Origin of the sequence: Brevibacterium pigmentatum, from assembly GCF_011617465.1 — a bacterium.
GTDB classification, from domain to species: domain Bacteria; phylum Actinomycetota; class Actinomycetes; order Actinomycetales; family Brevibacteriaceae; genus Brevibacterium; species Brevibacterium pigmentatum.
In genome coordinates this window covers 3631869-3656940 of the sequence record NZ_CP050153.1, presented here as the reverse complement: position 1 = coordinate 3656940, position 25072 = coordinate 3631869, and the positions used below count along the sequence as shown (strand labels likewise).

The following is a 25072-nucleotide window of genomic DNA, read 5'->3' as shown; positions in this document are numbered from 1 at the left end:
GAGTGGCGCCGAGACGCTTATTTCGGCCAGGCATCCGCCAAACGAGTGAGCAGCGAGGCCAGCTGAGCGCGCTCCTCCTCGGTGAATGCGCTCAGCGCCTGATCGACGTTCTCACGCTGAGCGCCGCGGAACCTGTTGGTGATCGCGCGGCCCTTGTCCGTCAGCGCGATGAGGGTCCGCCGGGCATCATCCGGGTCGGCCTCGCGACGCAGGAAGCCGAGCTCGACACCTTGGGACACGAGTCGGGACGCGCGCGGCTGATCGACGCCGATTGCATCGCCGAGCGCGCTGACTCCCAGTGCCGTGCCCGCCTGGACGAGGGAGACGAGCAGGCGGATGAGCGCACGCCCGCGGCCGTGTGCGGCGAACGGTCCGCCGGGATGACGCTTGCCGCCGAAGGGGAAGTCGTCTGAGTGCCGACCGCCTCCGAATCCTCCGCGCTCACCGAACCCCCCGCGTTCGGCGGGTCTACCGTGCTCACCGAACCCGCCGAAGGGTCCGAATCCGCGCGGACCGCCGGGCCCGCGCCGCCATTGCAGTCGGGTGAGCGCCTCGGCGATCGCCTGAATGTCATCGTTCGTGCTCATGATTCGATTTTACATGCTACTTGACATGCAATCGAATTGCATGTCATTCTGCATGTACATGTCAGATGACAACTAAGGAGATGACATGACCGATAACAAAGCCTTCAACGATGACAACGACGACTTCACCACCCCGACCGCAGGCGCAGCAGGCGCCGGCGCAAAAGGCAGCGAGGACTCTATGAACTCAGACGAGAACACCGCCACGGGCGATGCCTCACGCTCTGATGCCGGTCGCGACAAGCTCGGCGCGGCAGACGCAGTCGACGCGGACAATGCCGCGACCGCAGGCGATGAACCTGTGGGCGACGCCGGTTCGGGCGACGACAAGAGCAATGACACCGACGCCGATCTGCCGCAGCTGCTGCGCGAATTCAGCCACGTGCTGCGCCGCGAATTCCGTTCGGTCGCGGCGGACTCCGGATTCGACCCTCGCGACTTCGGGCGCATGCGGCGCGGACGTCGTCGCTGGGACTCCGATGAAGTGGTCGCCGACGGTGCCGCTTACCCCGAAGAGCCGGTGACCTACGGTCCGCCGCGCGGGCGGGGCGGTTGGGGTCCGTCGAAGAACATCGATCCCGAAGAGCTGCGCCAGCGCTTCCGCGATATGCGCGACGGAGTCGGCGACCACATCGAAGAGGTGCTCACCTCCGAAGAGTTCGAGAACCTCAAAGCCTCCCTGTCGAAGATCGTCGAGAACCTCGGCCCCGACCGCTGCGGAGACGACTCAGACCGCCACGACGGACCGCACGATCACAAACGCTTCCATAATCACGACGATCACCGAGGCGGCCCTGACCGCCACGAGGCGCACGGGCATGGCGATCGTGACCGCCGCGGGGGAGGCCGCGGACGCCGCGGGTTCAGCCCGAACTTCGGTCCTGGCTTCGGACCGGGCCGACGAGGATTCGACCCCTTCGGCTGGGCCGATGAGCGTCGCAGCCGCGAACAGGAGGTCCAAGAGGCCTTCGAGCGCGGATTCGCCGCGGGCTTCGAACAGGGGCGCAACTCGTAACGTAACCGCCTCGATCCGGTGCGAACCTCCGAGGTTCGCACCGGATCGCGTCTGCGTGCTGAAGGCTCCGGCTTCTCAGCTGCGGGCGAGCACCGCCCCGAGATCATCGAGAACGCTGCGATCTTCGATCGTCGAGGGCACTGCCGGATCGGCGTCGCCGTCGGCGATCTGCCGCATCGTCTTGCGCAGGATCTTGCCCGACCGGGTCTTCGGCAGACCCGAGACAATGTCGACGCGTTTGAATGCGGCGACCGGCCCGATCTCCTTGCGCACGAGCGCCACGAGTTCGTCGACGACGGTGTCCGGGTCGGCCGCCTCGGCGGAATCCCCGAGGACGACGAGGGCACGCGGGATCTGCCCCTTCACGTCATCGTGGACGCCGATCACAGCTGCCTCGGCCACGGCCGGGTGGGAAGCGACGACCGCCTCGATGATGCCGGTGGACAGGCGGTGACCGGCAACGTTGATGACATCGTCGGTGCGGCCCATGACGAAGACGTAGCCGTCCTCATCGAGGTAGCCGGAATCGCCGGTGAGGTAATAGCCGTCAAAGGCGGCGAGGTAAGAGGAGATGAACCGCTCGTCATCGCCCCACACGGTTGCCATGGTGCCCGGAGGCAGCGGCAGCTTGATGACGATGAGCCCTTCCTCTCCGGCCGGAACGGGTTTGCCGCCGGGGTCGACGACCTCGACCTGGAAGCCGGGAGTCGGCTTCGTCGACGACCCTGCTTTGAGGGGGAATCGGTTCAGTCCCAGGGGATTGGCCGTGATCGGCCAGCCGGTCTCCGTCTGCCACCAGTTGTCGACGACGGGGATGTCGCGTCCGGTCGCCTCGGCGAGGATCTTCGTCGTCCACTCGTACGTGTCGGGATCGAGACGTTCCCCAGCGAGGAATTCCGCACGCAGGGACGACAGGTCGTACTTCTTCATCAACTCACCGTTCGGATCCTCCTTGCGCACCACGCGCATGGCCGTCGGGGCGGTGAAGTGGACGTTGACCTTGTGCTGCTCGATGGCGCGGAAGAAGGCTCCGGCATCGGGGGTGCCCACGGGTTTGCCTTCATAGAGCACCGAGGTGACGCCGGCGAGCAGGGGTGCGTAGATGATGTACGTGTGCCCGACGACCCACCCGACATCGGAGGCGGTGAACATCGTGTCGCCGGGCTGAAGACCGAAGACGGTCGGCATCGAGAAAGCGCCGGCCACCGCGTATCCGCCGGAATCGCGGACGATTCCCTTCGGTTTGCCGGTGGTGCCCGAGGTGTAGAGGACGTAGAGCTCGTCGGTGGCCTTAACGGGCACGGGGTCGATGCCCTCGGGTGTCTGGTCGAGCAGTTCGGCGTAGTCGAGGTCGGTCTCGCCGAGTTCGCAGCGGTGTTCGTCTCGTTGGACGATGACGGTGAAGTCCGGTTTGTTCTCAGCGATCTCGATCGCCTCATCGAGCATCGGCTTGTATTCGAGGACTCGGCTCTTCTCGACACCGCAGGAGGTGGAGATGACGGCCTTCGGGGCGGTGTCGTCGATGCGCACGGCCAGTTCGTTCGGGGCGAAGCCGCCGAAGACGACCGAGTGGATCGCGCCGAGGCGGGCGCAGGCGAGCATGGCCACGGCCGCCTCGGGGATCATCGGCATGTAGATGACGACTCGATCGCCCTTGGTCACGCCCTTGTCGGACAGAGCCCGCGCGAAGCGGGAGACCTCGTCGAGCAGTTCTGCGTAGGTGATTGAACGGACGGTGTCGGTGACCGGCGAGTCGTAGATGATGGCGGCCTGATCGCCGCGGCCGTTCGCGACATGGCGGTCGATCGCGTTGTAGCAGACGTTGAGCTCGCCGTCGGGGAACCAGCGATAGATCGGCGCATTCGAATCGTCGACGGCCTTCGTCGGTTCGGTGATCCAGTCGATGTGGTTCCTGGCCTGCTCGAGCCAGAACCCCTCGGGGTCCTCGGCGATGCGTGACACGACGTCGTCGTAGCTGGGTGCGGAGTTCTCGGTGGTGTTCATGATCCTATTGTGACGCATGGCACAGTGATGTGAAGAGGTGGGGTGCACATCCTCGGGGAGTGCCATCGGCACGAAAGTCGACCCATTTCCCTGCACTCGGACCAGGAGAGGGCACAATGGGGTTATGAGATTCCTGGTTGCACTGATCCTCGGCCTGGCGGTCATGTTCGGTCTGAACGCCATCTTCGACTTCTTTGCGATGGCGCGACCGTGGGGTTCGATCCTCATGGGCGTCATCGTCGGACTGACCATGCTCGTCGTCCTGCTCATCTGGGAGGCCGTGCGCCCGACCCAGCCGAAGGGCGAATCGGCGAAGGCCAAGGCCAAGGCGCAGAAGAGCGAAGACGACCGAGCGAAGGCCCGTGCCGAACGACGTGCCCGACTCGCCGCCGAGGCGGGAGTGAGCCTCGAAGGCGTCGACGGTGCCCTGCCGGGATCGACCGCCCAATCCTCCGAGGCGACCTCCACCGACGGTGAGTCGGCCTCTGAGGGCGCGCCTGCTGCCGAAGGTGATTCGGCTGCCGAGGGTGAGTCTGCGGAGGCGGCTCCCACCGAGGGAGCGTCTTTCGAGAGCGAAGGGACCGACCAGGCCGGTGACCGTGCCGATGATGAGCCTTCCGCTGCCACAGACGCCGAAGCGACTGACGGCTCGACCTCTGAGGAGAATAATCCCGAAAGCGGCGCCGACGATGATGCGACCGAGGGTGCCGCCGATCCGAACGGGGAAACGGAATCGTCCCTGGAATCGGACGGAACCGGAGACGACGTGACCTCGCAGGATGAGAGGCAGCCCGCGGATGCGATGGAGTCCGAAGCAGTTGCCCCGAATGAAGCCGCGGCACCGATCGAAACACCGAAATCTGGCGAGGACACGACCGGTGGCACTGAGTCTGCGAAGCCCGATCTGCTGGTGAAGCCCGCGCAGCCCGCAGAGGCAGTCAAGCCCATCGCACCCGCCGATGCCGCCGGTGCAGAAGGTGTCGAAAACATCCCGTCGAAAGCCGATGAGAAGACAGCCGCGCAGTCAGGGGATTCGTCCGAACTGCCGCCGCCTCCGCCGATGCCGCCGTCGTTCCCGGGCCAGCCCGCCGCCCCACAGGCTGCGGATACGACGAACGTGACCATGTCCGCTTCGTCACTGGATAAGGACGATGTCAGTGACAGCGGGTCCGCCTCGGCGTCCGACCCCGAACTCGAAGGACCCGCCGAAGACCCGGCGACGCTCGACCCCGAGGAATTCGACGAATCCGCGAGCGGCTCCTCGCTCGAGGCGCCGCCGACCGGTGAACCCGGAATGTCGGCCGACGCGCTCTCCGGCAAGATGCCGGACGAGGCCGAGGAGTCTGCAGACTCGGCTGAAGAAGAGCCTGTCGAAGACGAGACTGCGGAAGACCAGGCACCGGAACGCAGAGGTCCCTCAGCCGAGGAGAACAACCAGTACCGGCTCTGAAGCCCTCGCGCCGACGTGGGGTGAGTGTCGACGTTTGAGAGCGAAGAGTTCCGCGCGGAAATCTATGTGAGGCACGACCCCTGGCTGTGCGTGGTCTGTCTATGAGACTCGTCCATTGCTGTTTACGACCAGCGAACCTACGATGTTGAAAAGGGTTTAGCACAGTACTGGACAAATGGTCCCAGCCTCTGAACCCGTCGACCATTCTCGGGCGGGGTGATATCAATGGCGGTCGCCAAGTACGTCGAGTCGTATCGGCAACTCAGCGGGACCATCCATGACGCTGGTCTGATGCGTCGACACCGAAGCTTCTATCTCAGCCGGATCGTTGCCTGGCTGGTGGTTCTGGCCGGTTTGCTCGCAGCCGTCATCGCCTTCGGAGCCACATGGTTCCAACTCATCACTGCCGGGTTGATCGGGATGGTCATGGCTCAGCTCGGCTTCCTCTCGCATGAAGCCGCCCATCGTGAGATCTTCGCCTCAAGGGGATGGAACGAGTGGACATCGCGCATCATCGCGGGATTGTTCATGGGGCTCAGCTTCAGCTGGTGGATGGCCAAACACAACACGCATCACGCCTATCCGAATCAGGAGGGCGTCGACCCCGACATCGACTCCAATCTCATTGCGATGACCCCCAACGCCGCGGGCCGTCGCAGAGGGATAGGAGCCTTTCTCTCCAGTCACCAGGGCGCGTTCTTCGTCCCCCTGCTGTTCTTGGAGGGAGCGAACCTTCATTACGCATCGCTGAAGACCCTGTTCTCGGCTCCGAATGTGCCTCACCGCATCACCGAGATCGTGCTGATCGCGGTCCGGCATGGAGGCTATCTCTCGCTTCTCTTCGTTGTGCTGCCATTCGGCATGGCGTGCGCGTTCTTCGGTGTGCAGGTCGGCTTCTTCGGGATCCTTCTCGGTGGGGCCTTCGCCCTCAACCACATCGGGATGCCCACCGTCGAGAAGGGAATCCACATCGACTTCCTGCGCAGGCAGGTGGTCATGTCCAGGAATATCAAGGACGGGCCGGTGGCACGATTCTTCCTCGGCGGTCTGCAGTTCCAGATCGAACATCACCTGTTCCCGGCCGCGCCGCGCACCAGCCTCCCGAAGATGCAGACGATCGTCCGCGAGCGCTGCGCCCGCTACGACATCCCGTACACGGAGAGGACACTGACCGAGGCAGCGGCCACGGTTGTCGCCTATCTCAGCCAGGTCGGCGTGAGAGGACAGGATCCCTACACCTGTCCGCTCGTGCGACGATACCGAGGGTGACGTCCATGCCTGATCCTCAAACCGATGTGCCGCATCCACCACTCAGGAGCGAACCGATGAAGATCACACTGCATTCGAGCATGTGCGTTGCGTCCGGCAATTGCGGATTCGTCGCGCCCGAAGTCTCTTCGAACCCAGATGAGAATGAGGGATTTGCGAAGCTCAACGACACGTCACCTCCCGAATCGCAGCGGGAGGCCGTCCGGGCAGCAGAGTACCTGTGCCCGTCGAAGGCGATCCAGCTCGACGAGCATCAGATCCCTCCGCGCTGATCAGGGCCGGTAGTGCTGTGCCAACTTCTCCAGCCCCTCTTCGATGCTGACTCGGGGAGCCCAACCGAGGACTTCCTGCGTCCGCCGCTGATCGAACCAATGCGCGGTCGACAGCTGTTCGGCGAGGAACCTCGTCAACGGCGGTTCGTCGTCATGCTCTCCGAACTCCCACACCTTTTCGACCACAGACCCTGCTGCCAGCGCCGGTGCCACCGGAATGCGCAGCTTCGGCTCCGCCGCACCGCCGGCGATCGCGATGCGTGACATCAGCTCACCGATCGGCCGAGGCTGACCGTTCGTCACCACCAATGCCTCACCATGGGTGGAATCGACCGCGGTCACCGCCGCGACGATCGCCTCCACTGCATTGTCGACGAACAGGGTGTCGACCAACGCCGCTCCCGAACCGAGCACCGGCATCCGCCCCGATCGGGCGCGATCGATGACCCGTTCCGTGAGCTGAGTGTCACCAGGACCCCACATGAGGTGGGGCCGCAGGACGAGTACCCGGAAGTCGGACGAGTCCGCTCCCAGGGCAATCCGCTCACCGGCCCCCTTGGTCCGCGCATACTCGCCGCGCGCAGACTCCGGAGATGCCGGTTCGGCGCCGTCGCCGATGATCGACTCACCGGTATGGGCCACCGACGGCGATGAGATATGGACCAGGCGCTGTACGCCGGCGGCCCGAGCCGCATCGACGAGAGTGCGGGTGCCGCCGATGTTCACGGCCTCGAATTCCTTGGGGTCACCCATCATGGACACCTTCGCGGCCAAGTGCACGACCGCCTCGGCGCCGGTGACCGCCTTCTCAACGGCAGCCGCATCGGTCACCGACCCCACCACATCGGTGGCGCCGTCGACCCCAGAGGGGCGACGCTGCAGGGTCGTGACCTCGTGACCAGCGGTGACGAGCTCACGAGCGACGGACGAACCGAGCAGTCCGGAGGCTCCGGTGACGGTGATTCTCACTTCAACTCCTCAGACGCTTCCACGCACCTGCCCACCGGCCAGGACGCTGTCGGCCCAGGCGGCGAGGCGGGAACGGTCGATCTTCGAATTGTGGCGGATGTCGGTGGGGAATTCGGGCGCCACGAGCACCGCAGCCAGATCATGACCGCCAGCCTCGGCGACCGTCTCCCGCAGACGTTCCGTCAGGTCCAAGGGCGCCAGACCCGGTGAGAGCGAGGTGCCCTCGGCGTCGAGCACCGCCACGAGAGCCTGAGTGCCGACGGGGCCGATTCCGACGACGGAGCTGCGGCTGACCTGTTCGTCGGCGTCGATGAGCGCCTCGAGACCACCGGGCCCGACCGGCCCACGTGGCGTCGTGACGACATGCTGCAGGCGTCCTTCGAGCCACACCCGACCGGCGTCATCGATATGGCCGATGTCGTTCGTCCGGTGCCAGGTCAGACCGTGCAGATCGTCGCGAGCCGAATCCGCAGTGGTGCGCCACAGGTTGTCGTAGCCGGACTTGATATGGGCGGCGCTGACGACGAATTCGCCGAGGCGGCCCTGCGCGGCCTCGCCCTGCAGCAGCTCATCGGAGGATGCGCCCGACTCATCGATGGGTGCCAGAGCGAGTTCGACGCCGTCGATCGGCTGCCCCACGCACACTCCGAGGCCGCCGGTGGCGTCGGCGGCAGCGACTCCGTCACGGTCGATGTCGGTGAGCAGGAGCCCTTCGGTCATACCGTAGGGGGAGTGGATGGACGCGTTCGGGAACACCTCGGCGATGGCGTCCATGAGCTCCAGAGGCACGGGCGCACCAGCCGAGAGCACGAGTTCGACTCCGGCGCACGCTGCTCGCTGCTGCTCGTCGAGGTCCGCAGCGGTCGCGGCGACGTTCGTGTAGGCCGCAGGGGAGGCGAAGACCATGGTCGCTCGTCCGGCGATGATCGCATCGGCGATCGCCGTGGCCGTGAGCGTCTTCGGTTTCGTCACCGACATGTCCGGTGTCACCGAGGTGGCCCCGATGGCCGGTCCCAACAGCGCGAACGGTGGGAAGCCGGCCACCAGACCGGTGCCCTCCGTGACGTTGAAGGTCCTGGTCAGCACGGCCGCCAACGAGGAGATGTCCGCATGCGTATAGCGCACACCCTTCGCGGGTCCGGTCGACCCGGAGGTGAAGAGGATCGCCGCATCGGCATCCGGTGCCGGGGTCGGCAGCGCGTCCCGGTGCGGTGTGCGGGAGAGTTCGGTCAGGCTCGTCTCCGTTTTGAACAGGCGGAAGCGTACGGGCCCGAGCGGACGCACGGAGATCCGCCGCCCCGGCCAACCGAAGGCTCGTGCCAGGGTGAGTCCGGGCAGCTCGCCGATGATCCACTGCGGATCTGCCGAGGTGACCGCCCGGGTCATCCCCTTCGGGCCGAGTCCGGCGTCGGCGACGACGGCGACCGCACCGATCTTCAGACACGCATAGAGCGCGGCGGTGAGATTGTTGCCCGGAGGCACGAGCATGGACACCCGATCCCCGGGTTTCACGCCGAGGTCGAGCAGCCCGTTCGCGATCGACGTCGTGACGTGCCACAGGTGGCGCCACGTGATCTGCTGCGCGGGGTTCTGTGCGAAGTCGACCGAGGCGATCGCCTCGTCGTCACGGCGTGCATCGAGGATCGCCGTCACCGCGCGCACGTCCGCGCCGCTGTCGGCGGAGTCATCCGCGGCATCGGAAGTCGATCCCTTCGCCGAGGCGGCCGTTCCCGACCGTGCGGACGATCCCTTCGCGGGGGCCGCCTCGGTGGGGGTGTTCGCCGTGTCGGGCGAATCGAACCGGGCGCTGAGCCAGTCGAGGACGAGACCGGGAACATCGTGATCTTCGCTGACGAGGTGGGAAGCCGTTTCGAACCGGTGCACATCGGCTTGCGGCAGACGCTGGCGCAGGTCCCGCAGATAGCGTTCGAGGAACACCGGATCCTTCGGGCCCCAGATGAGCAGAGCCGGCTTGTCGAAGGCGGCGATGTCCTTGCCGATGCGCTGGAGTTCGGGATCGGAGGCATGAGTGTCGTCGACGGGGATATCGGCGACGAAATTGCCGATCGCCCACCGGTCCTCTGCCTTCCGGTACGGGGCGTGGAATGCGTCCTTCGTCTCGGCATCGAGATCGCCGAGGCTCAGTGTCACGCGCAGGAACCAGTCGGTGAGCACGGTGGCCGTCGGCAGCATGGGCCCGGCCAAGGTCGCGCGCAGCGGTGCAGGCACCGGGGCATCCTCGGGCTGGTGGACGGCCGTGTTGAGGCTGATGGCCGCGGACACGCGGTCTGTGTTCCGGGCCGCCCAGCCGAGCGAGAGGACGCCGCCCCAGTCGTGACCGATCGTCACGATCGGGTGGGTGTCGGATCCGGTGGCGGCCACCTCGGCGAACAGATCGGAGACGACGGCATCGAAATCGGCGATGCGATCGGCGATGCGACGCACCTCGGGGGACTTCGGGGCGGGCATCGACTCGTGGGCGAGCCGTTCGGAGAAGCCCATCTCGAGCTGGTCGGGGGCGATGAGCCGCCAGGCGCGGCCGCCGGACTGCGCGGCATCGACGGTGGCGCGGGCCAGCCGACGCCACAGATACGACCAGGTCGGATTGCCGTGGAGGGCGACGATCGTGCCCGCCGGCTCCACACCGGCTGCGGTCAGGGTGGGCAGCGTGTCGAGCACATGGAACGCATGCGTCCCGTCGGAGGTTCTCGCCTCGACGATTCGGGACCAGGCGGGGTCCCACTCGGGCAGCTGCGGGGGAATCGTGGCCGGCCGTGCAGGAATTCTCATGAAAGTCTTTACCACTCGATCTCGGTCATGGCGGTGTTGAGGCCGGAGCCGACGCCCATGCACAGGATGCGGTCGCCGGGTTTGAGGTTCTCGGCCTCGCGGGACAGGGTGATGGGCAGGGAGGCGGGGCCGACGTTGCCCAGCTCCGGGTAGCTCACGGGGATCCGGTCGGGGTCGAGGTTCGCGGCCTTCGTGATCGAATTCGTGTGCACATCGGAGACCTGGTGCATGACGTAGCGGTCCATCTCCCGCCAGTCCCAACCGGTCTCGTGGGCTTCCTCCCACGCGGCGACGACGAGTTCCATGCCGCCGGAGAGCAGGCCCTTCGTGTCGGTGAACATTCCGTTGTGGTCGCCGACGCAGAGTTCGTGATGCTGTGTGGCCGCACGGGTGATTCCGCCGAGGATGCGGTGGCCTTCCGGATGTTTGTCGGCCGGGCCGAGAACGGCGGCGGCAGCGCCGGAGCCCAGGGTCAGGGACGCGAATTCGTTGAGGTACTCCTCGCGGGTGATCTCCGGACGGTTGAGGCGGCGCAGCGTTGCATCCTGGACGCGGGAGGCGTCTTCGCCGGCGACGATGAGGGCGTATTCGATCTGTCCGGCGTCGATCATGTTCGCGGCCAGAGTCATTCCGTTGACGAATCCGAGGCAGGCGTTGGCGATGTCGAAGTTCATCGCCTGCGGGCCGAGCCCGATTCCGGCGTGGACGCCGACGGCCACGGAGGGTTCCAGGTGTTCACGGGTCACGGAAGTGTTGACCATCAGTCCGATGGCGTCGGGAGGGACACCCGCCTCGGCGAGGGCCTTCTTTCCGGCCGCGATCGCACCATCGGCGAATTGGTGGGGTTCATCCCAGTTGCGGCGGGCGTAGACGCCGGCGACGCGTTGGAGCAGACCCGTCGGCAGTTTGAGGGATGACAGCGTATCGGCGAGGCGCTCGTCGAATTCCTGTGAGGTCACTTCATTCGGGGCCAGGATCTCGGTCAGGCCGAGCAAGGCCACGTTCGAGTGCCGAAATGTTGCGTTGCCGTTCGCCAATTGAGGTACTCATCCCTTTTCGGGTCGTTCGTCGGTGTCGTTATCGGCCGCAGAGGCGCGCACGTGACGCGTCACGACGGGGATTTCCGGACCTATCCTACCGCCCGGTTTCTGAGATGTTCATCAGCGCGTGAACCAGGTGAAGCCGTCATAGAGCAATCCTGTGGCGGCGAGCACAGCGATGACGGCCAGAACGAGCGAGGTCACAGTGTGTGAGACCTTCGAGGTCTGGAAGCGCACGGCACGCGAATACGACATGGGACGATCGGTGACGTTGTGGCCGAACTGAGCGAAGATCCGCCAGTCCATGACGTCGATGAGCGACTTCGCCGCTAGGGTGAAGACGATGATGCAGCCGATGCCCATGAACAGCAGGAACACGAAGCCCAGGAAGCCGAAGTCCTTGAAGAACGTCACCACCCGGTCGCCGATGGCTATGGCGAAGGCGGAGAAGCCGTCGCTGAAGGGAAGAGCCTCGAACGAGTCGGTGATCGTGGACAGGCTGATGTTGTCGCGCACCGTCTGCACGGACCCGATGTACATGACGATCGAGGCGGCCAGGGCGACGAGCAGGTTGATGATCGAGATCGTCGCATTGTCCGGCCAGAAGTCCAGGTGCTTGATCGTGTAGGTCGCCGAGAGGGCGACGCAGATGATCGCGCCCGTCAGTGCGCCGATGGTGGCAGGAAGCAGCAGGTTGTTGAAGAACACGAAGGCGACGACGGCGATGAGTGCGGCGCCGAGGATGTAGGTGAACACCGCGACGGTGTCGCCGTTGGCCGCGGTGGCGGCCCGCCGATTGGCCTCGATCATCTGGCCGGAGTGCTGGATGTTGCCGGCGAGTTCGTTCTTAGTGGCCCGTGGCGGATCGGCGTCGACGTCGTCATAGCCCTGCGAATTGCTGGGAAGGACGCGAGTCTCATCCTCGCTGCTCCACGGGCGGCCGGACTGGTTGTACCCGGACTGACCGTAGGGGTTCTGACCGTAGCCCTGTGTCTGCGGGTAGCCGCCCTGAGCGCCCGCTCCGGCGCTTTGGTTCCGGGGCTGCCATCGTCCGATCTTCGCTCCGACGAAGTAGATGACGAAGACGACGAGAGCCGCGAGGACTCCGATGGAGATGCCGGCGCCGAGCTCGTTCATAAGGGTGACTTCCTGGGGATGGACAACGGTGGTCTTCGTTTCAGTCTATGGACTCATGCCGCTCAGAGCACGTTCCGTGGCCGATGTGTGCGCGGTTCGGGGCAGTTCTGTGGCCGATCTGCTTCCTGCTGGAGGAGGTGCGAGCACGGCCATTGCGCGATTGTTGGGTCGATCCGCGGTGTTCTAAGCCTCGATATCACCGTGGATCGACCCAACAATCGCCGCGCTGCTGCCCGTCTCGCGCCGCTCAGTCTCGGCGAGCCCGCTTCCTGGGTAGGGTGGGATCAGGTCTGCGACATCCGCCCACCGACGTCCGAAGGAGACACGCGATGAGCAACCCACAGGCATTCACCTCCGAGGCCCTGCCACTCGATGAGCAGGTCGTGCTCGTCACCGGGTCCGGTCGCGGCCTGGGCGCTGCGATCGCGAAGGCCTTCGCGCCCGAGGGTGCGGCCCTGGTCATCAACTACCGGTACTCTGCCGAGACTGCAGAAGAGCTCGCCGAGGCGGTCCGCGCTCGCGGTGGACGTGCCGTGGCCATCGAGGCCGATGTCACGGACTCCCGCGCCGTCGATGCCATGTTCGAAACCGCGGCCGCCGAGTTCGGTACTCCCGTATCCACCGTGGTCAACAATGCGCTCGCAGACTTCTCGTTCAACGGAGATGAGCGCCAACCGGCCGATGAGATCGACTATTCGGATTTCGCCGAACAGTTCCGCGGTTCGGTCGAAGGTGCGGTCAACACGATCCAAGCCGCGATGCACGGTTTCCGTGAGCTCGGTTCCGGCCGGGTCATCAACATCGGCACCAATCTGTTCCAGGACCCGGTCGTGCCGTACCACGACTACACGGCAGGCAAGGCGGCTCTGCTGTCGCTGACCAGGACGTTCGCGAAGGATCTCGGACCGGCCGGGGTGCGGGTGAACATGGTCTCCGGCGGACTGCTGCGGACCACGGATGCGTCGTCGGCGACTCCCGAGGAGGTCTTCGACCAGATTGCCGCAGCCAGTGCGCTGAGGCGGGTGACGACTCCGGAGGACTTCGCCTCGGCGGTGGTGTTCTTCGCGTCTCCCGCCTCCAGAGCGGTGACCGGTCAGAACCTCATCGTCGACAACGGCCTCGTCATGGGGTGAAGCCGACTGTCAGCCGGCGCCCAGAATCCTAGCCCTTGAGCCGACGAACGATCAGAAGCGGTCGAGGAAGGCCAAGGCCCTCTCATAGAGCAGTTCGGCGCTGTCCTCGCGGTAGTCCGGGGTAGTCGGGTCGCTGAACAGGTGGGTGCTGCCCGGGTAGAGGAAGTACTCCGCCTGCGCTCCGGCCTTCGTCGCGGATTCCATCAGGGTCTCGATCGTGCCCGGACTGCGCCACGAGTCATCGACGGCGAAGTGAGCCTGCACCGGCACTCCGGCCTGCCAGCGCGTCGGCTTCGGGAAGCCGCCGCCGTGGAAGAGCAGGACGCCGCGGGCCCGCGGATCGTTTTTGCCCATCTGCTGTGCCAGTGCCGCTCCCAGCGAGAATCCGCCGAAGATGAGGTCATCCCCGAGGTCCTCGCACGCGTCCTTCGCTCGATCCACGAGGGTCGAGAACCCGACCTCTTGGGAGTGAGCGACTCCCGGTTCGGCGGAGTCGAAGGTCCGTCCCGCGTAGACATCGGGGGTGTGCACGGCATAGCCGGCCAGAGCGAAGCGTTCGGCGATGGCGTCCATTCCGGATGTGCGCCCCAGGGCTGAGTGGAGAAGAACGAGCGTGGTCATCAAGGTTCCTTTCGACAGAGTTCACTGAGGCCGATTCCATCCCCATCTCCCGGCAGCGGGCGGCATCCCGGCAACGGGAGGCATCCCGGCGACGGGAGGATGGGCAACGGGGCCGGGCTGCGGTGCCGGACTAGCGGCTGTGGCCGGGCTGCGGCGACGGCCTATCGGCTGTGGCCGCGGGGAATGGTGAAGGTGTCTGCCCGGGCCGTGGCCCAGTCATCGGCCCATTCCTCGGGAGTGTCTTCGAGCAGTTCTCCCGGTTTGAGCCACTCGTAGAGGCGGGCGTAGGACCAGGACTCGGATGCCGAGACATTGCGACGTAGCATCGTCGGTTCCAACTCCTCTGGGGAGGCCGCGCCCATCGACGCCATGAGCCGGACCGCCTCGGCGACGACTCCGTCATGGAAATTGCGCACACGATCGGCCTTCGTGGGCACGTCGATGGCGCGTGCGCGCCGCGGATCCTGAGTGGCGACGCCGACGGGGCACTTGCCGGTATGGCAGACCTGCGCCTGGATGCAGCCGACGGCCATCATCATGGCGCGGGCGGAGTTCGTGAAGTCAGCACCTTGGATGAGGCGTTTGACGATATCGGTGCCGGTGGCGATCTTGCCCGAGGCGCCGACCTTGATCTTCTTCCGCAGCCCCGCGCCGACGAGCGCGTTGTGCACGATCATCAGCCCCTGGGTCAGCGGCAGACCGACGTTGTCCTCGAACTCCAGCGGTGCCGCACCGGTGCCGCCCTCGGAGCCGTCGACGATGATGAAGTCCGGCAGAATGTGGGTCTCCACCATGGCCTTGACGATCGAGAGGAACTCCGTGCGCGAACCCACGCACAGCTTGAAGCCGGCGGGCTTGCCGCCGGAGAGCTCACGCATCTGCCGGATGAACTCGAGGAGCTCGATCGGGGTGGAGAACACCGTGTGTCCGGGAGGGCTGATGCAGGTCTGGCCGACGGGGATGCCGCGGATCTCCGAGATCTCCTCGGTGACCTTGGGCCCGGGCAGCACGCCGCCGATGCCCGGCTTCGCGCCCTGAGAGAGCTTGAGTGACACCATCTTCACCTGCGGGTCCCTGGCCTTCTCGGCGAAGATCTCGGGGGAGAACTTCCCTTCGGGGGTGCGGGCACCGAAGTATCCGGTGCCGAGCTCCCAGATGAGGTCGCCGCCGTGTTCACGGTGATACGGCGAAATGGATCCCTCGCCGGTGTCGTGGGCGAATCCGCCCATCGCCGCGCCCTTGTTCAGGGCGCGGATGGCGTTGTTGCTCAGCGAGCCGAAGCTCATCGCCGAGACGTTGAGCAGCGAGATGTCGTAGGGCTGAGTGCACTCGTCACCGCCGACCCGCACGCGCGGCGGCCGGGGCGGATTGGGGATCGGCATATTCGAGTGCATGAGCGCCTCGTAGCCGGCGCGGTCGACATCGTGCTCGGTGCCGAATGCGTGCTCGGAGTGGGTGCCTTTGGCGCGTTCGTAGATAGTGGTGCGGGTATCCCGGCTGAATGGACGCCCGTCCCAGTTGCGTTCGATGAAGTACTGCTGGATCTCCGGCCGGATCGACTCCAGCAGGAACCGGGCGTGGCCGGCGACCGGATAGTTGCGCAGGATCGAGTGCTTCTTCTGCGTGAGATCCCACGCGGCGAGTGCGCCGAGCCCGATCGCCGAGGCGGCCGCCGCCACTCCCGCGAACTGTCTGCCTGCCGAGTCGCCGGTGACCATTCTGACAATGGGGACTTGCCGTTTCATAGTGCCTCCTTGAACTGTCCTCACCTCGAGCCTAGACCCGGGAGGCGCAGATTTCAGGAAAGGCAGACCTAGGACGGTTGTGAACTGCCGGCGAACCGCATAAGAACCGTCAGCTGAGACGCTTCAGGACAGACCGCCGGGACGCACCAGGACAGGCGCCCGAGACTGCTCAGAACAGTCCGGTGACCAGCGTCGCGACCAGTTCGTCGACCTGCAGCGAGTAGGCGACGATGAGCGTGAAGCCGGTGGCGATCCACGCGATCTCCTTGTCCTGGGCGTAACCGCGCAGCGGACCCCGCCCGTAGCGCAGACCGCCGGCCAGAACGATGCCGAGATCGATGATCCACCAGATCCCCAGACCGCCGAGGCTGAGCAGCTTGAGTGCGCCCGTGAGGTACCGGCCGGTGTAGAACCGATCAAGACCGAGGATGCCGAAGAGCATCGACAGCAGCCAGGTGACGACGAAGGAACGGTTGGCGGGGACGTCCGTGTGCTGGCCTTCGGTTGGCGCAAGCGATTCCAGCGACGAGGTGGGGACGCTGGGGGAGGGCGCGGCAGGGCGGTTCGCGGGGTCTGCGCTGAGTGCGGGAATCTCGCTGGTCGCCGTCATCGCTGGGCACTTCCATTCACTGTGCGTCGAATTCTGGTCTTCAGCCTATGAAGTGCAGGGCCGCCTCGGCGATGGGGTTATCCTCCACATCCGCGACAATCTTGGTGAAGGTGCACAGGGAGTCCACGCGGGACTACGCCTCTCGGGTCAGCGAGTCCCGCGGTGTCGGGATTCACACGGTCCGGGACCCGGAATCGTTTGAGTCGCGATCATCGGAGGCATAGCGTTGAGCTCATGAGCACAGGTGAGCCGAGTCCGACGAGCACTCGGCGTACCGTCGCTGCGGTCTTCCTCGCGGGAGTCTCCGTCTTCCTCGTCCTCTACGAGACCCAGGGTCTGCTGCCGGCGATCCGGGATGCCTACGGAATCGACGGACCAACGGCGAGCCTGACCGTGTCCGCGACGAACGTGGCCATGGCCTGCTTCCTCATCCCGTTCTCCATGCTCGCCCCGCGCATCGGCCACGCCCGCCAGATCGGTGCCGGAGTGATCGTTGCGGCGATCCTCGCGCTCGTCCTTCCCTTCACTCCGACTCCGGAGCTGCTCATCGTCGTCCGGTTCCTGCAGGGCGTGGCGATCGCCTCGGTGCCGGCCACGGCCATGGCCTACCTGTCCCTGCGCCTGCCACCCGCCGCCCTGCCCGGAGCGATCGGCATCTACATCGCCGGCAACACGATCGGCGGACTGTGCTCGCGACTGCTCACCGGACTGGCCTCCGAATTCCTCGGCTGGCACGGAGGCCTCGCGTTCACCGCGGTCGTGTCACTGGTCTTCGGCCTCATCGTCGTCTGGCTGCTGCGCCACGACCTCTTCTCCACCGCCCGCAGCCGGGCCGTCCCGGCCGACACGGATCCCACCCCCACCGAGGCGGCCGACCCCGACGCTGTCACTGCAGGTGACGGCGTCACCGAAGTCGGCGACGGCGGGACCGGGAGTGCACAGCCGCCTCGGCGAGCGATTCCGCTGCGCGGGGGACTGTGGCGGATCTACCTCACCGGGTTCCTGTGCATGATCGTCTTCGGCGGATCATTCACGATGCTCGGTACCCGCCTGCAGCAGGACCCGTGGCGGCTGAGCGAGGGCGCGGTCGCTCTGTTCTTCCTCATCTACCTCGTCGGCACCGTCGTGACCACGTATTACGGCCGCCTGGCCACGAAGTACCCGCGCACGCGGATCACCCTGGCCGGAATGGTCATCGCGCTAGCCGGTGCGGGTCTGACCCTCGTCGATTCGCTCGTGGTGATCATCATCGGCATGTCGCTGCTCACCGCCGGATTCTTTCTCGGCCATACGGGCGCCTCCGCGGCGGCCAGCGCCGCCCGGCCGGGAGTCGACTCGACCCGGTCCGCGGCCATCTACCTCACCGTCTACTACCTCGGCACGAGCCTCGGCGCCTGGCTCTCGGCGGTCCTCTTCGCCGATTTCTCGTGGCCCGGCGTCGTCGGCATGTGCGCGGCCTCGCTGATCGCCGTGTTGGTCTTGACCCTGACGGGAGCTCCGATAGGGTTCAGGAAACGCAACTGATCGCTCGTTCAGGGTCGCCGGTGCCTGCGCCGGGGAGCCTGCGGTCGCAGCGTGTTCCGCTTCCGCCGGCTGATGCATCACCGGCACCGTCTTCGAAAGGCCACCTCATGCCCGAGACCACCAATTCGACCGTCGTCTGCTCGATCGCCGACGGCATCGCCCACGTCGAGATCGACCGTGCCGACAAACTCAATTCGCTCACTCGCGAGGTCTTCGAAGACCTCGTCGAGGCAGGTCTGGCGCTGAAGGACTCGAGTGAGGTCAAGGCCGTGGTCCTGTCCGGTCGCGGTCGCGCCTTCAGCGCCGGCCTCGACTTCACCGAGCTCGCCCGAATCGCCGAGGCGGGGGCCGCTACCCGTTCATCCGCTGAGGAAGCGGCAGCTGAGAAGGACGCCGGCGCCGGTGAGTCGGGTGGGGCGGACTCCGTGGCCTCCGCCGTCGACGTCGGAGAGCGACTCGGTTCGGCCCGGGCCCTGGCCCAGAAGGCCGTGCATGTGTGGTCGCTCGTCGAGGTTCCGGTCATCGCGGCCGTGCGCGGGGCCGCGCTCGGCGGCGGGCTGCAGATCGCCCTCGGTGCGGACATGCGGGTGGCCGGACCCGATGCGAAGCTCTCGCTCATGGAACTCAACTGGGGAATCATCCCCGATATGTGCGGCACCCAGCTGCTGCCACGGCTCGTCGGACCGGCTCAGGCGAAGAAGCTCATCGTCACCGCCGACACTGTCGGGGCCGAAGAAGCCCTGCGCATCGGCCTCGTCGACGAAGTCGCCGAGGATCCTCTGGCTCGTGCTCTCGAACTGGCGGGGCAGATCGCCGGCCAGTCACGGTCGGCACTGGTGTGGGCGAAGCGGCTCGTCGACCTGTCCTACGAATCCGATCTCAGCACCGGACTCGACGCGGAGCAGGAAGCGCTCGCCGCGCTGCTCGGCACCGACGAGCAGAAACAGGTCGTCGCCACTCGACTGGCTGCGATGAAGGCTCGCGCGAAGGGCTGAGATCCGGGCGCTGTCTCGGACAGCCGCATTCTGCTGCGAACAGCCCGCGCCGTCCTGCGAACAGCGGGATGCGGGACTCAGGCGCGGGATGTGGGGCTCAGGCGAATGAGGTGACTTAGGAACCGCGATTGGAGGGGAACTCCGGGCGAACGGGGTCGATGATCCGGTCGGCGTTGACCGCCTCGGCGACGGTCGAGAACTCCGAAAGCTCACGCAGCAGCACGAACGTCGGACGCATCAGCTTGAGCTTGCCCTCGCCCTCATCGGCGAGGATCCCGGTCACCGAGCGCCACTCGCTCGTGTGCGCCTCCGTCGTCTGATGCTTGGCGGCGGCGAGTTCGGGAGCGGCGATCGTATAGAAGTACGTGTCGAAGCGCTTCGGCCGGCCCAGGGGAGTCACCCAGTTCGCCCACGGCGTCAGCCCTGCGGGATCGAGGACCGCGCCGGTCTCCTCCTCGACCTCACGCACAGCGGTGGCGAGCAGAACGCGCCAACCCTCGGCATCCTCGGCGATGGTCGATTTCGACCAGGCGGAGGTGTGCACCTGCGGATCGGGGACGGTGATGGACGGTGCGGTCGTGTAATCGATGGGGTCGACGCGGCCGCCGGGGAAGACGACGACACCGGCGGCGAAGTCCATCGTCGACACCCGGTGCTGGACGAAGACCTCGAGTCCTTCGTCCCCGTCGCGGAGCATGAGCACGCTGACGGCGGGCCTGATCGGGACCGCCTCGGCGTCGGCGATATCGGGACCGCGGCTCGCGCTGTCGGCGGTATCCGAACGGTCGGAGCCCTCAGGGTTGATGTCTCGAATCACGTTCAGCACCTTCGCTCTCAGCAATTGATGTCTTCATCCAGTATGCCGGGGAAGCGACGAGCAGCGGTCGGCGGGGTGGGTCGAGTGCGTTCGGGCCCGAGCGGGCGACGGGCGGAGGGGTGGGCCGAGTGCGCAGGTGACGGGCAGGATACGATGGGTGACAATCTGACATCCTCCATCGGAGGCCGATAACCCAACCGGTGACGAACAGGGCGGGCTGAACGGGCAATTTATGAGCAGTTTCGGGATCTATCCGTTCTTCACGATCAACCAGGCTTGGCCGAACTGGGTGATCATCATCCTGCTGCTGGTCGATCTGATCATCCGCATCATCGCGCTCGGGTGGATTCCGCACAATCGCAGGCCGTCGGTCGCGCTCGGCTGGCTGCTCGCGATCTTCCTCATCCCCTATGTGGGCATTGCGGCCTTCCTGCTGCTGGGTTCGGCGAAGCTGCCGAAGCGGCGGCGGGACAAGCAGTCGAAGATGAATCACCTCTTCCGCGATCAGATCCGCCACCAGGCGATCGTCGGGCGCCAAGACCATATGCCCGAACCCCTGAGCACTGCCGCGCAGCTCAACTTCGACCTCGGTGCCCTGCCGATGACGCACGGCAACTCCTTCGACCTCCACGTCGACAACCACGCCTGCATGGAGGCGATGGCCGATGCCGTCGACCGAGCACAGCGGTTCGTCCACTTCGAGTTCTACATCGTCGCCATCGATGACACGACGAGGCGGCTGCTCGAATCGCTCTTGGCCGCGCATCAACGCGGGGTGAGTGTGCGGGTGCTCATCGACCACGTGGGATCGCTGGGCTACCCGGGGTATTCGGAGCTCGTGAAGAAGCTCGACCGGTCGGGCATCAGCTGGCGCCGTGCCCTGCCGATCCGCCCCTGGAAGGGCGAGTACCAGCGTCCCGATTTGCGCAATCACCGCAAGATCCTCGTGGTCGACGGGAAGGTCGCGTTCACCGGTTCGCAGAACATCATCGACCGCACCTACAACAAGGCCCGCAACCGCAGGAAGGGCTTCCAGTGGAAGGACCTGTCTGTGGAATGTCGTGGGCCGGTCGTCGAAGAGCTCGATGCCGTGTTCATCACCGACTGGTATTCGGAGACCGACGAGATCCTCGACGAACCCGACAGCTTCGAACTCGAAGCTCCTGAATTCGGCGGTATCCAGGCGCAGGTCGTGCCTTCGGGTCCGGGTTTCGAAGACGAGAACAATCTGCGGCTGTTCAACCACCTCATCTACAACGCCAACCGCCGCGTCGTCGTCTGCTCACCGTATTTCGTGCCCGACGAATCACTGCTGCACGCACTGACCACGGAGGCGAGATCCGGGGTCGAAGTGCGTCTCTACGTCGGGGAGACGAGCGACCACTGGCTGACCCATAAAGCGCAGCAGTCCTACTATGACGAGCTGGTGCGGGCTGGAGTGCGGATCTTCATGTACCACGCACCGACGGTGCTGCACTCGAAGTTCCTCATGATCGACGACGAGGTCTCGATCATCGGCTCGTCGAATATGGACGAACGGTCCTTCGCGATGAACCTCGAGGCCACGCTCTTCATCGTCAACAAGGAATTCACCCAGCGCATGTACGACCTCGAAGCCGAACGCTATGCACCGAACTCCGTCGAGCTCAATGCCGAGGAATGGCAGTCGCGACCGCTGCTGAAGAAGTATCTGGAGAACGTGGCCCGCCTGACGAGCTCACTGCTGTAGGCGCGGAGAGGTCGCTGCCGGCGGAATCCGCTAACGGCACAGAAAAAGGTGAACAGCCCAGTTTCAAACATGGGCTGTTCACCTCTTTCTGTGCCGTAGCCGACTGACTCAGTCAGTCGGGTGGCTCTTGGTCGTCGTCGGCGACTCCGGCCGGACCCTCGTCGTCGAGGCGACGCTCGGGATCGGCGACCACGTCCTGGGCCTTCGGCGAGGGCGTGTGCTTCGCCGTCGTGCCCGACTTCGCTGTATCATGCGCGGCCGTGGTGTTCTTCGCGGCAGCCGAATCCTCGTCACCATCGAACTCTGAGACGGGAGTGTTCGTGGCTGCGGCGGCATTGACCTTGTCGGCCGCGGTCTGGACGGCATCGGCGACGGCCGGCGACTTCTCGCGGATCGATTGGTTGGCCTTCTCGACGGTGTCCTGAACTCGCGGGTCGGTCCACAGTTCCTGAGCCTGGGCCTTCAGCCGTTCGTAGCTCTGACGCCCGGTGCGTGAACCCAGAATGAATCCGACTCCGAGACCGGCCAGGAGAATCAATCTCTTCTTCATGGTCTTGCTCCTCTTCGCAACTCGACGTCACCGTATTCGGTTCTGCTGTGCGACACAGGTCCGGGCAACGATGTGGCAGCGCACGGGGACTGTGCCCTTGAGATCCACCTTATACCGAGTCGGGCCCGTGCGGGTATGGATTCACCCGCGTCGTCATCGCGGAATCGTCACAGCCGTCGGGTCGGCACGTGGCGCGTGCAGGCGTACCCCGCGCGGCTCAACTGAGACCCGGCTTCGAGGCTCAGCCGAGACTCGGCTGCTGCTGGGTGATGCAGTGGATCCCGCCGCCGCGAGCGAAGAGTTCGCGTGCATCGACTCCGACGACCTTCCGGCCCGGGTAGACGCGTTCGAGCACGGCGGCCGCCTCGGCGTCCATCGGATCATCGAAGGTGCAGGCGATGACGCCGCCGTTGGTGACGAGGTGATTGACATACGAGTAGTCGACCCACCCCTCCTCGTCGCGCAGCACTTCGGGAGCCGGGATCGGCACCACGTCGAAGGGGGTGCCGTCGGCGGTGGTCTCGGCCGCGAACTGCTCCTTGAGTGCGCGACTGAATTCGAAGTCGGGATGGTCGGGATTGCGCTGATCATGGACGAGGACGACCCCGGGGGTGGGCATCGCGGCCACGATGTCGACATGTCCCCGCGTGCCGAAGGTCTGATTGTCCCGGTGGAGTCCGCGGTCGAGCCAGATGACCTTCTTCGCCCCGATCGTGCGTGCGAACTCGGCTTCCACATCGGCTTCGGTCAGGCCAGGATTGCGGCCGGGATCGAGCTGGACGCTGCGCGTTGCGAGCACCGTGCCCATACCGTCGACGTGGAATCCGCCGCCTTCGTTGCGCAGATCCGAGGACATCACGGGAGCCCCAGCGAGGTCCGCGACGAATCGTCCGATGAGCTCATCGTGATCCCACGTCGCCCATGCCTGCGCGCCCCATCCGTTGAACACCCAGTCCACCGCGTGCAGCGCTCCCGCGTCGTCGATGACGAAGCTCGGCCCGATATCGCGCATCCACGCATCGTCGAGCTCGGCATTGACGACGGTGATCTCATGATTGATGCCCTCGCCGAGGTGGGCCCGCGCGTGCTCTGTCTGTGCCTCGGTCACCACGACCGTTACAGGGGTGAATTCGCTGGTGGCACGGGCAACGGCGGCCCAGGTGGCGCGTGCGGCCTCGGCCTCCGACTCCGTATCGCCGAGGGCGTAGCCGGAGGACGGGAACGCCATCCAGACTCGGTCCTGGGCGGCGGTCTCCGCCGGCATGTGCAACGTCATCGTTCGTCCCTTCGCTTGGCCAGTCGCTTAGCCCGAGTGTAGCCAGAATCTCGCCGAGGCGGTCGACGGATTTCGCAGGTCCGTTCCCTGGATCCGCGCACCAGACGGTTCGGGAGAGTCCACGTAGTCAGCCCGGGCGATGAGCGCTCATAAGAGTCCGTATAGTCTGGCAGGGAGTCACAGAGCTGGCCGGGGCACCGCACACCGGACCCGGAGCCAGCATTCGATCGCGTGCCGAAGGAGGCAGGAAGTGGAAGACCAGGATCTGGAGGAGATGTTCGGCAGGCGGGGGACGGGGCCGCTGGCCGGAACCATCGTGGCCGACTTCTCTCGAGTCCTCGCCGGACCCTACGCGACGATGATGCTTGCGGATCTCGGTGCCACCGTCATCAAGGTCGAGGGGAAGACCGGGGACGATACACGTCACTGGGCGCCGCCTCGGCGAGGGGACGACGCGACGTATTTCCTCACGGCGAATCGGAACAAGCACTCCGTCGTCCTCGACTTCAAGGACGAGGAGGACCTCGCCTTCGCTCAGCGGCTCGCCGCGCGTGCCGACGTGCTCGTCGAGAACTTCAAGGCCGGGGGACTGGCGAAGTACGGCCTCGACTATGAGACGGTCAGCGCGGGCAATCCCGGAATCGTCTACGCGTCGGTGACGGGGTTCGGTCGGGGCAACTCGCAGCCGGGCTACGATCTGCTCATCCAGGGCCTGTCCGGATTCATGTCGGTCACCGGCTCCGAGGAATCGGGCCCGGTCAAGGCCGGTGTCGCCGTCGTCGACGTGATCACGGGTCTGCACACGGCGGTGGGCATCCTCGGTGCGCTCACCCATCGGAAGGACACCGGCGTCGGTCAGCTGGTGGAGACCAACCTGCTGTCCTCGGCTCTGTCCGGACTGGCGAATCAGACCTCGGCGTATGTGGCCGGCGGCGTGACTCCGCAGGCAATGGGCAACAAGCACCCGAGTCTCTACCCGTACCAGCCGATGCCCACCGCCGAGGGGCAGATCATCATCGCGTGCGGCAACGACAAACAGTTCGCCCGACTTGCCGAGGTGCTCGGCCATCCCGAATGGGCTGCCGATGAACGGTTCGCGAACTTCGCCGACCGCAACGTCAACCGCGACGACCTCGAACCCGAACTCATCGCCGCGCTGAGTGAGAAGACGAACCAGGAATGGTTCGACATCCTCACCGAGGCGGGGCTGCCGTGTGCGCCGATCAACTCGATCGCCCAAGGTGTGGACCTGGCATCGTCGCTGGGACTCGAGCCCGTCGCCGAGACGGGGACCGGCGATCGCGTCATCCCCACAGTCCGCAACCCGATCCGACTGTCCGAGACTCCGCCCAGCTACGAACTGGCCCCGCCGACGCTCGGTGATTCCACCGAAGCGGTCAAGGCGTGGCTTCGGGCGTCCAAGTAGACCTCGGCCGAGTTCGACGTCGACTGTGTGCCGCGAATCGGCAAGTCATCGTGTGCGCTGTGACCGCGAGTGATTCTGTCGTTGCCCGGGCGGGCAGTGGGACAGCTGAAGTA

General features: G+C 65.7%; 21 protein-coding genes. 9 read left to right on the top strand and 12 right to left on the bottom strand.

Annotated features, from left to right (window positions below; translation table 11 throughout):
* Nucleotides 1–17: 17 nt before the first annotated feature.
* Complete coding sequence (locus GUY30_RS16575) at nt 18–587, bottom strand: MarR family winged helix-turn-helix transcriptional regulator (RefSeq protein WP_167200004.1); 570 nt, start codon at nt 585–587, stop codon at nt 18–20.
* An 85-nt stretch (nt 588–672) separates the two neighbouring features.
* Here GUY30_RS16575 and GUY30_RS16570 point away from each other — a divergent pair, with 85 nt between their 5' ends.
* Nucleotides 673–1602, top strand: coding sequence for a hypothetical protein (locus GUY30_RS16570; RefSeq protein WP_167200001.1), 930 nt, complete (start codon nt 673–675; stop codon nt 1600–1602).
* A 75-nt stretch (nt 1603–1677) separates the two neighbouring features.
* Here GUY30_RS16570 and GUY30_RS16565 read toward each other — a convergent pair whose 3' ends face one another.
* A complete protein-coding gene (locus GUY30_RS16565; protein ID WP_167199998.1) occupies nt 1678–3624 on the bottom strand; it encodes an acetate--CoA ligase in 1947 nt (648 codons plus the stop codon).
* Nucleotides 3625–3730: 106 nt separating this feature from the next.
* Between GUY30_RS16565 and GUY30_RS16560 the strand changes: the two genes are divergently transcribed.
* The 3 genes from GUY30_RS16560 (at nt 3731) to GUY30_RS16550 (ending at nt 6597) form a co-directional block, all read left to right on the top strand.
* Entirely contained in the window at nt 3731–5056 is a 1326-nt protein-coding gene (locus GUY30_RS16560; protein WP_167199995.1) for a hypothetical protein, read from the top strand.
* Nucleotides 5057–5281: 225 nt separating this feature from the next.
* Entirely contained in the window at nt 5282–6325 is a 1044-nt protein-coding gene (locus GUY30_RS16555) for a fatty acid desaturase family protein (RefSeq protein ID WP_167199992.1), read from the top strand.
* A 56-nt stretch (nt 6326–6381) separates the two neighbouring features.
* Complete coding sequence (locus GUY30_RS16550; protein WP_167199989.1) at nt 6382–6597, top strand: ferredoxin; 216 nt, start codon at nt 6382–6384, stop codon at nt 6595–6597.
* Here the strand turns inward: GUY30_RS16550 and GUY30_RS16545 are convergent, their stop codons facing one another.
* The 4 genes from GUY30_RS16545 to GUY30_RS16530 all read right to left on the bottom strand — a co-directional run bounded on the left by GUY30_RS16545 (nt 6598) and on the right by GUY30_RS16530 (nt 12533).
* On the bottom strand, nt 6598–7566 hold the full coding sequence (locus GUY30_RS16545; RefSeq protein ID WP_167199986.1) for an NAD-dependent epimerase/dehydratase family protein: 969 nt from the start codon (nt 7564–7566) through the stop codon (nt 6598–6600).
* 9 nt (nt 7567–7575) lie between these two features.
* Nucleotides 7576–10356 carry an alpha/beta fold hydrolase gene (locus tag GUY30_RS16540; RefSeq protein ID WP_167199983.1) on the bottom strand — a complete coding sequence of 927 codons (2781 nt, stop codon included), beginning with the start codon at nt 10354–10356 and terminating at the stop codon, nt 7576–7578.
* Between the two features lie 8 nt (nt 10357–10364).
* On the bottom strand, nt 10365–11393 hold the full coding sequence (locus GUY30_RS16535) for a 3-oxoacyl-ACP synthase III (RefSeq protein WP_167199980.1): 1029 nt from the start codon (nt 11391–11393) through the stop codon (nt 10365–10367).
* A 123-nt stretch (nt 11394–11516) separates the two neighbouring features.
* A complete protein-coding gene (locus GUY30_RS16530) occupies nt 11517–12533 on the bottom strand; it encodes a hypothetical protein (RefSeq protein ID WP_167199977.1) in 1017 nt (338 codons plus the stop codon).
* 329 nt (nt 12534–12862) lie between these two features.
* On the opposite strand from GUY30_RS16530, the gene GUY30_RS16525 reads away from it, so the two are divergent.
* Nucleotides 12863–13666, top strand: a complete 804-nt coding sequence (locus GUY30_RS16525) for a 3-oxoacyl-ACP reductase (protein ID WP_208091444.1) — start codon at nt 12863–12865, stop codon at nt 13664–13666.
* Between the two features lie 51 nt (nt 13667–13717).
* Here GUY30_RS16525 and GUY30_RS16520 read toward each other — a convergent pair whose 3' ends face one another.
* The 3 genes from GUY30_RS16520 to GUY30_RS16510 form a co-directional block, all read right to left on the bottom strand.
* Nucleotides 13718–14287 carry a dienelactone hydrolase family protein gene (locus GUY30_RS16520; protein ID WP_167199974.1) on the bottom strand — a complete coding sequence of 190 codons (570 nt, stop codon included), beginning with the start codon at nt 14285–14287 and terminating at the stop codon, nt 13718–13720.
* Nucleotides 14288–14448: 161 nt separating this feature from the next.
* Entirely contained in the window at nt 14449–16032 is a 1584-nt protein-coding gene (locus GUY30_RS16515; protein ID WP_167199971.1) for an FMN-binding glutamate synthase family protein, read from the bottom strand.
* A 169-nt stretch (nt 16033–16201) separates the two neighbouring features.
* Entirely contained in the window at nt 16202–16642 is a 441-nt protein-coding gene (locus GUY30_RS16510; RefSeq protein ID WP_167199967.1) for a TM2 domain-containing protein, read from the bottom strand.
* A 234-nt stretch (nt 16643–16876) separates the two neighbouring features.
* Between GUY30_RS16510 and GUY30_RS16505 the strand changes: the two genes are divergently transcribed.
* Both GUY30_RS16505 and GUY30_RS16500 read left to right on the top strand, forming a co-directional pair.
* Entirely contained in the window at nt 16877–18166 is a 1290-nt protein-coding gene (locus tag GUY30_RS16505; protein ID WP_167199964.1) for an MFS transporter, read from the top strand.
* Nucleotides 18167–18273: 107 nt separating this feature from the next.
* Nucleotides 18274–19161, top strand: coding sequence for an enoyl-CoA hydratase-related protein (locus tag GUY30_RS16500; RefSeq protein WP_167199960.1), 888 nt, complete (start codon nt 18274–18276; stop codon nt 19159–19161).
* Between the two features lie 115 nt (nt 19162–19276).
* Here the strand turns inward: GUY30_RS16500 and GUY30_RS16495 are convergent, their stop codons facing one another.
* The gene (locus tag GUY30_RS16495; RefSeq protein ID WP_062862988.1) at nt 19277–19978 is read right to left on the bottom strand and encodes an NUDIX hydrolase; all 702 of its coding nucleotides are present in this window, start codon (nt 19976–19978) and stop codon (nt 19277–19279) included.
* Nucleotides 19979–20210: 232 nt separating this feature from the next.
* Between GUY30_RS16495 and cls the strand changes: the two genes are divergently transcribed.
* Entirely contained in the window at nt 20211–21707 is a 1497-nt protein-coding gene (cls, locus tag GUY30_RS16490) for a cardiolipin synthase (protein ID WP_167199957.1), read from the top strand.
* A gap of 112 nt (nt 21708–21819) precedes the next feature.
* Here cls and GUY30_RS16485 read toward each other — a convergent pair whose 3' ends face one another.
* Nucleotides 21820–22257 (bottom strand): hypothetical protein, encoded by a 438-nt coding sequence (locus GUY30_RS16485; protein ID WP_167199954.1) that lies wholly within the window; start codon nt 22255–22257, stop codon nt 21820–21822.
* Between the two features lie 241 nt (nt 22258–22498).
* Entirely contained in the window at nt 22499–23533 is a 1035-nt protein-coding gene (locus GUY30_RS16480; protein ID WP_167199951.1) for an agmatine deiminase family protein, read from the bottom strand.
* Nucleotides 23534–23783: 250 nt separating this feature from the next.
* On the opposite strand from GUY30_RS16480, the gene GUY30_RS16475 reads away from it, so the two are divergent.
* Complete coding sequence (locus GUY30_RS16475) at nt 23784–24959, top strand: CaiB/BaiF CoA transferase family protein (RefSeq protein WP_228281496.1); 1176 nt, start codon at nt 23784–23786, stop codon at nt 24957–24959.
* Nucleotides 24960–25072 lie beyond the last annotated feature (113 nt).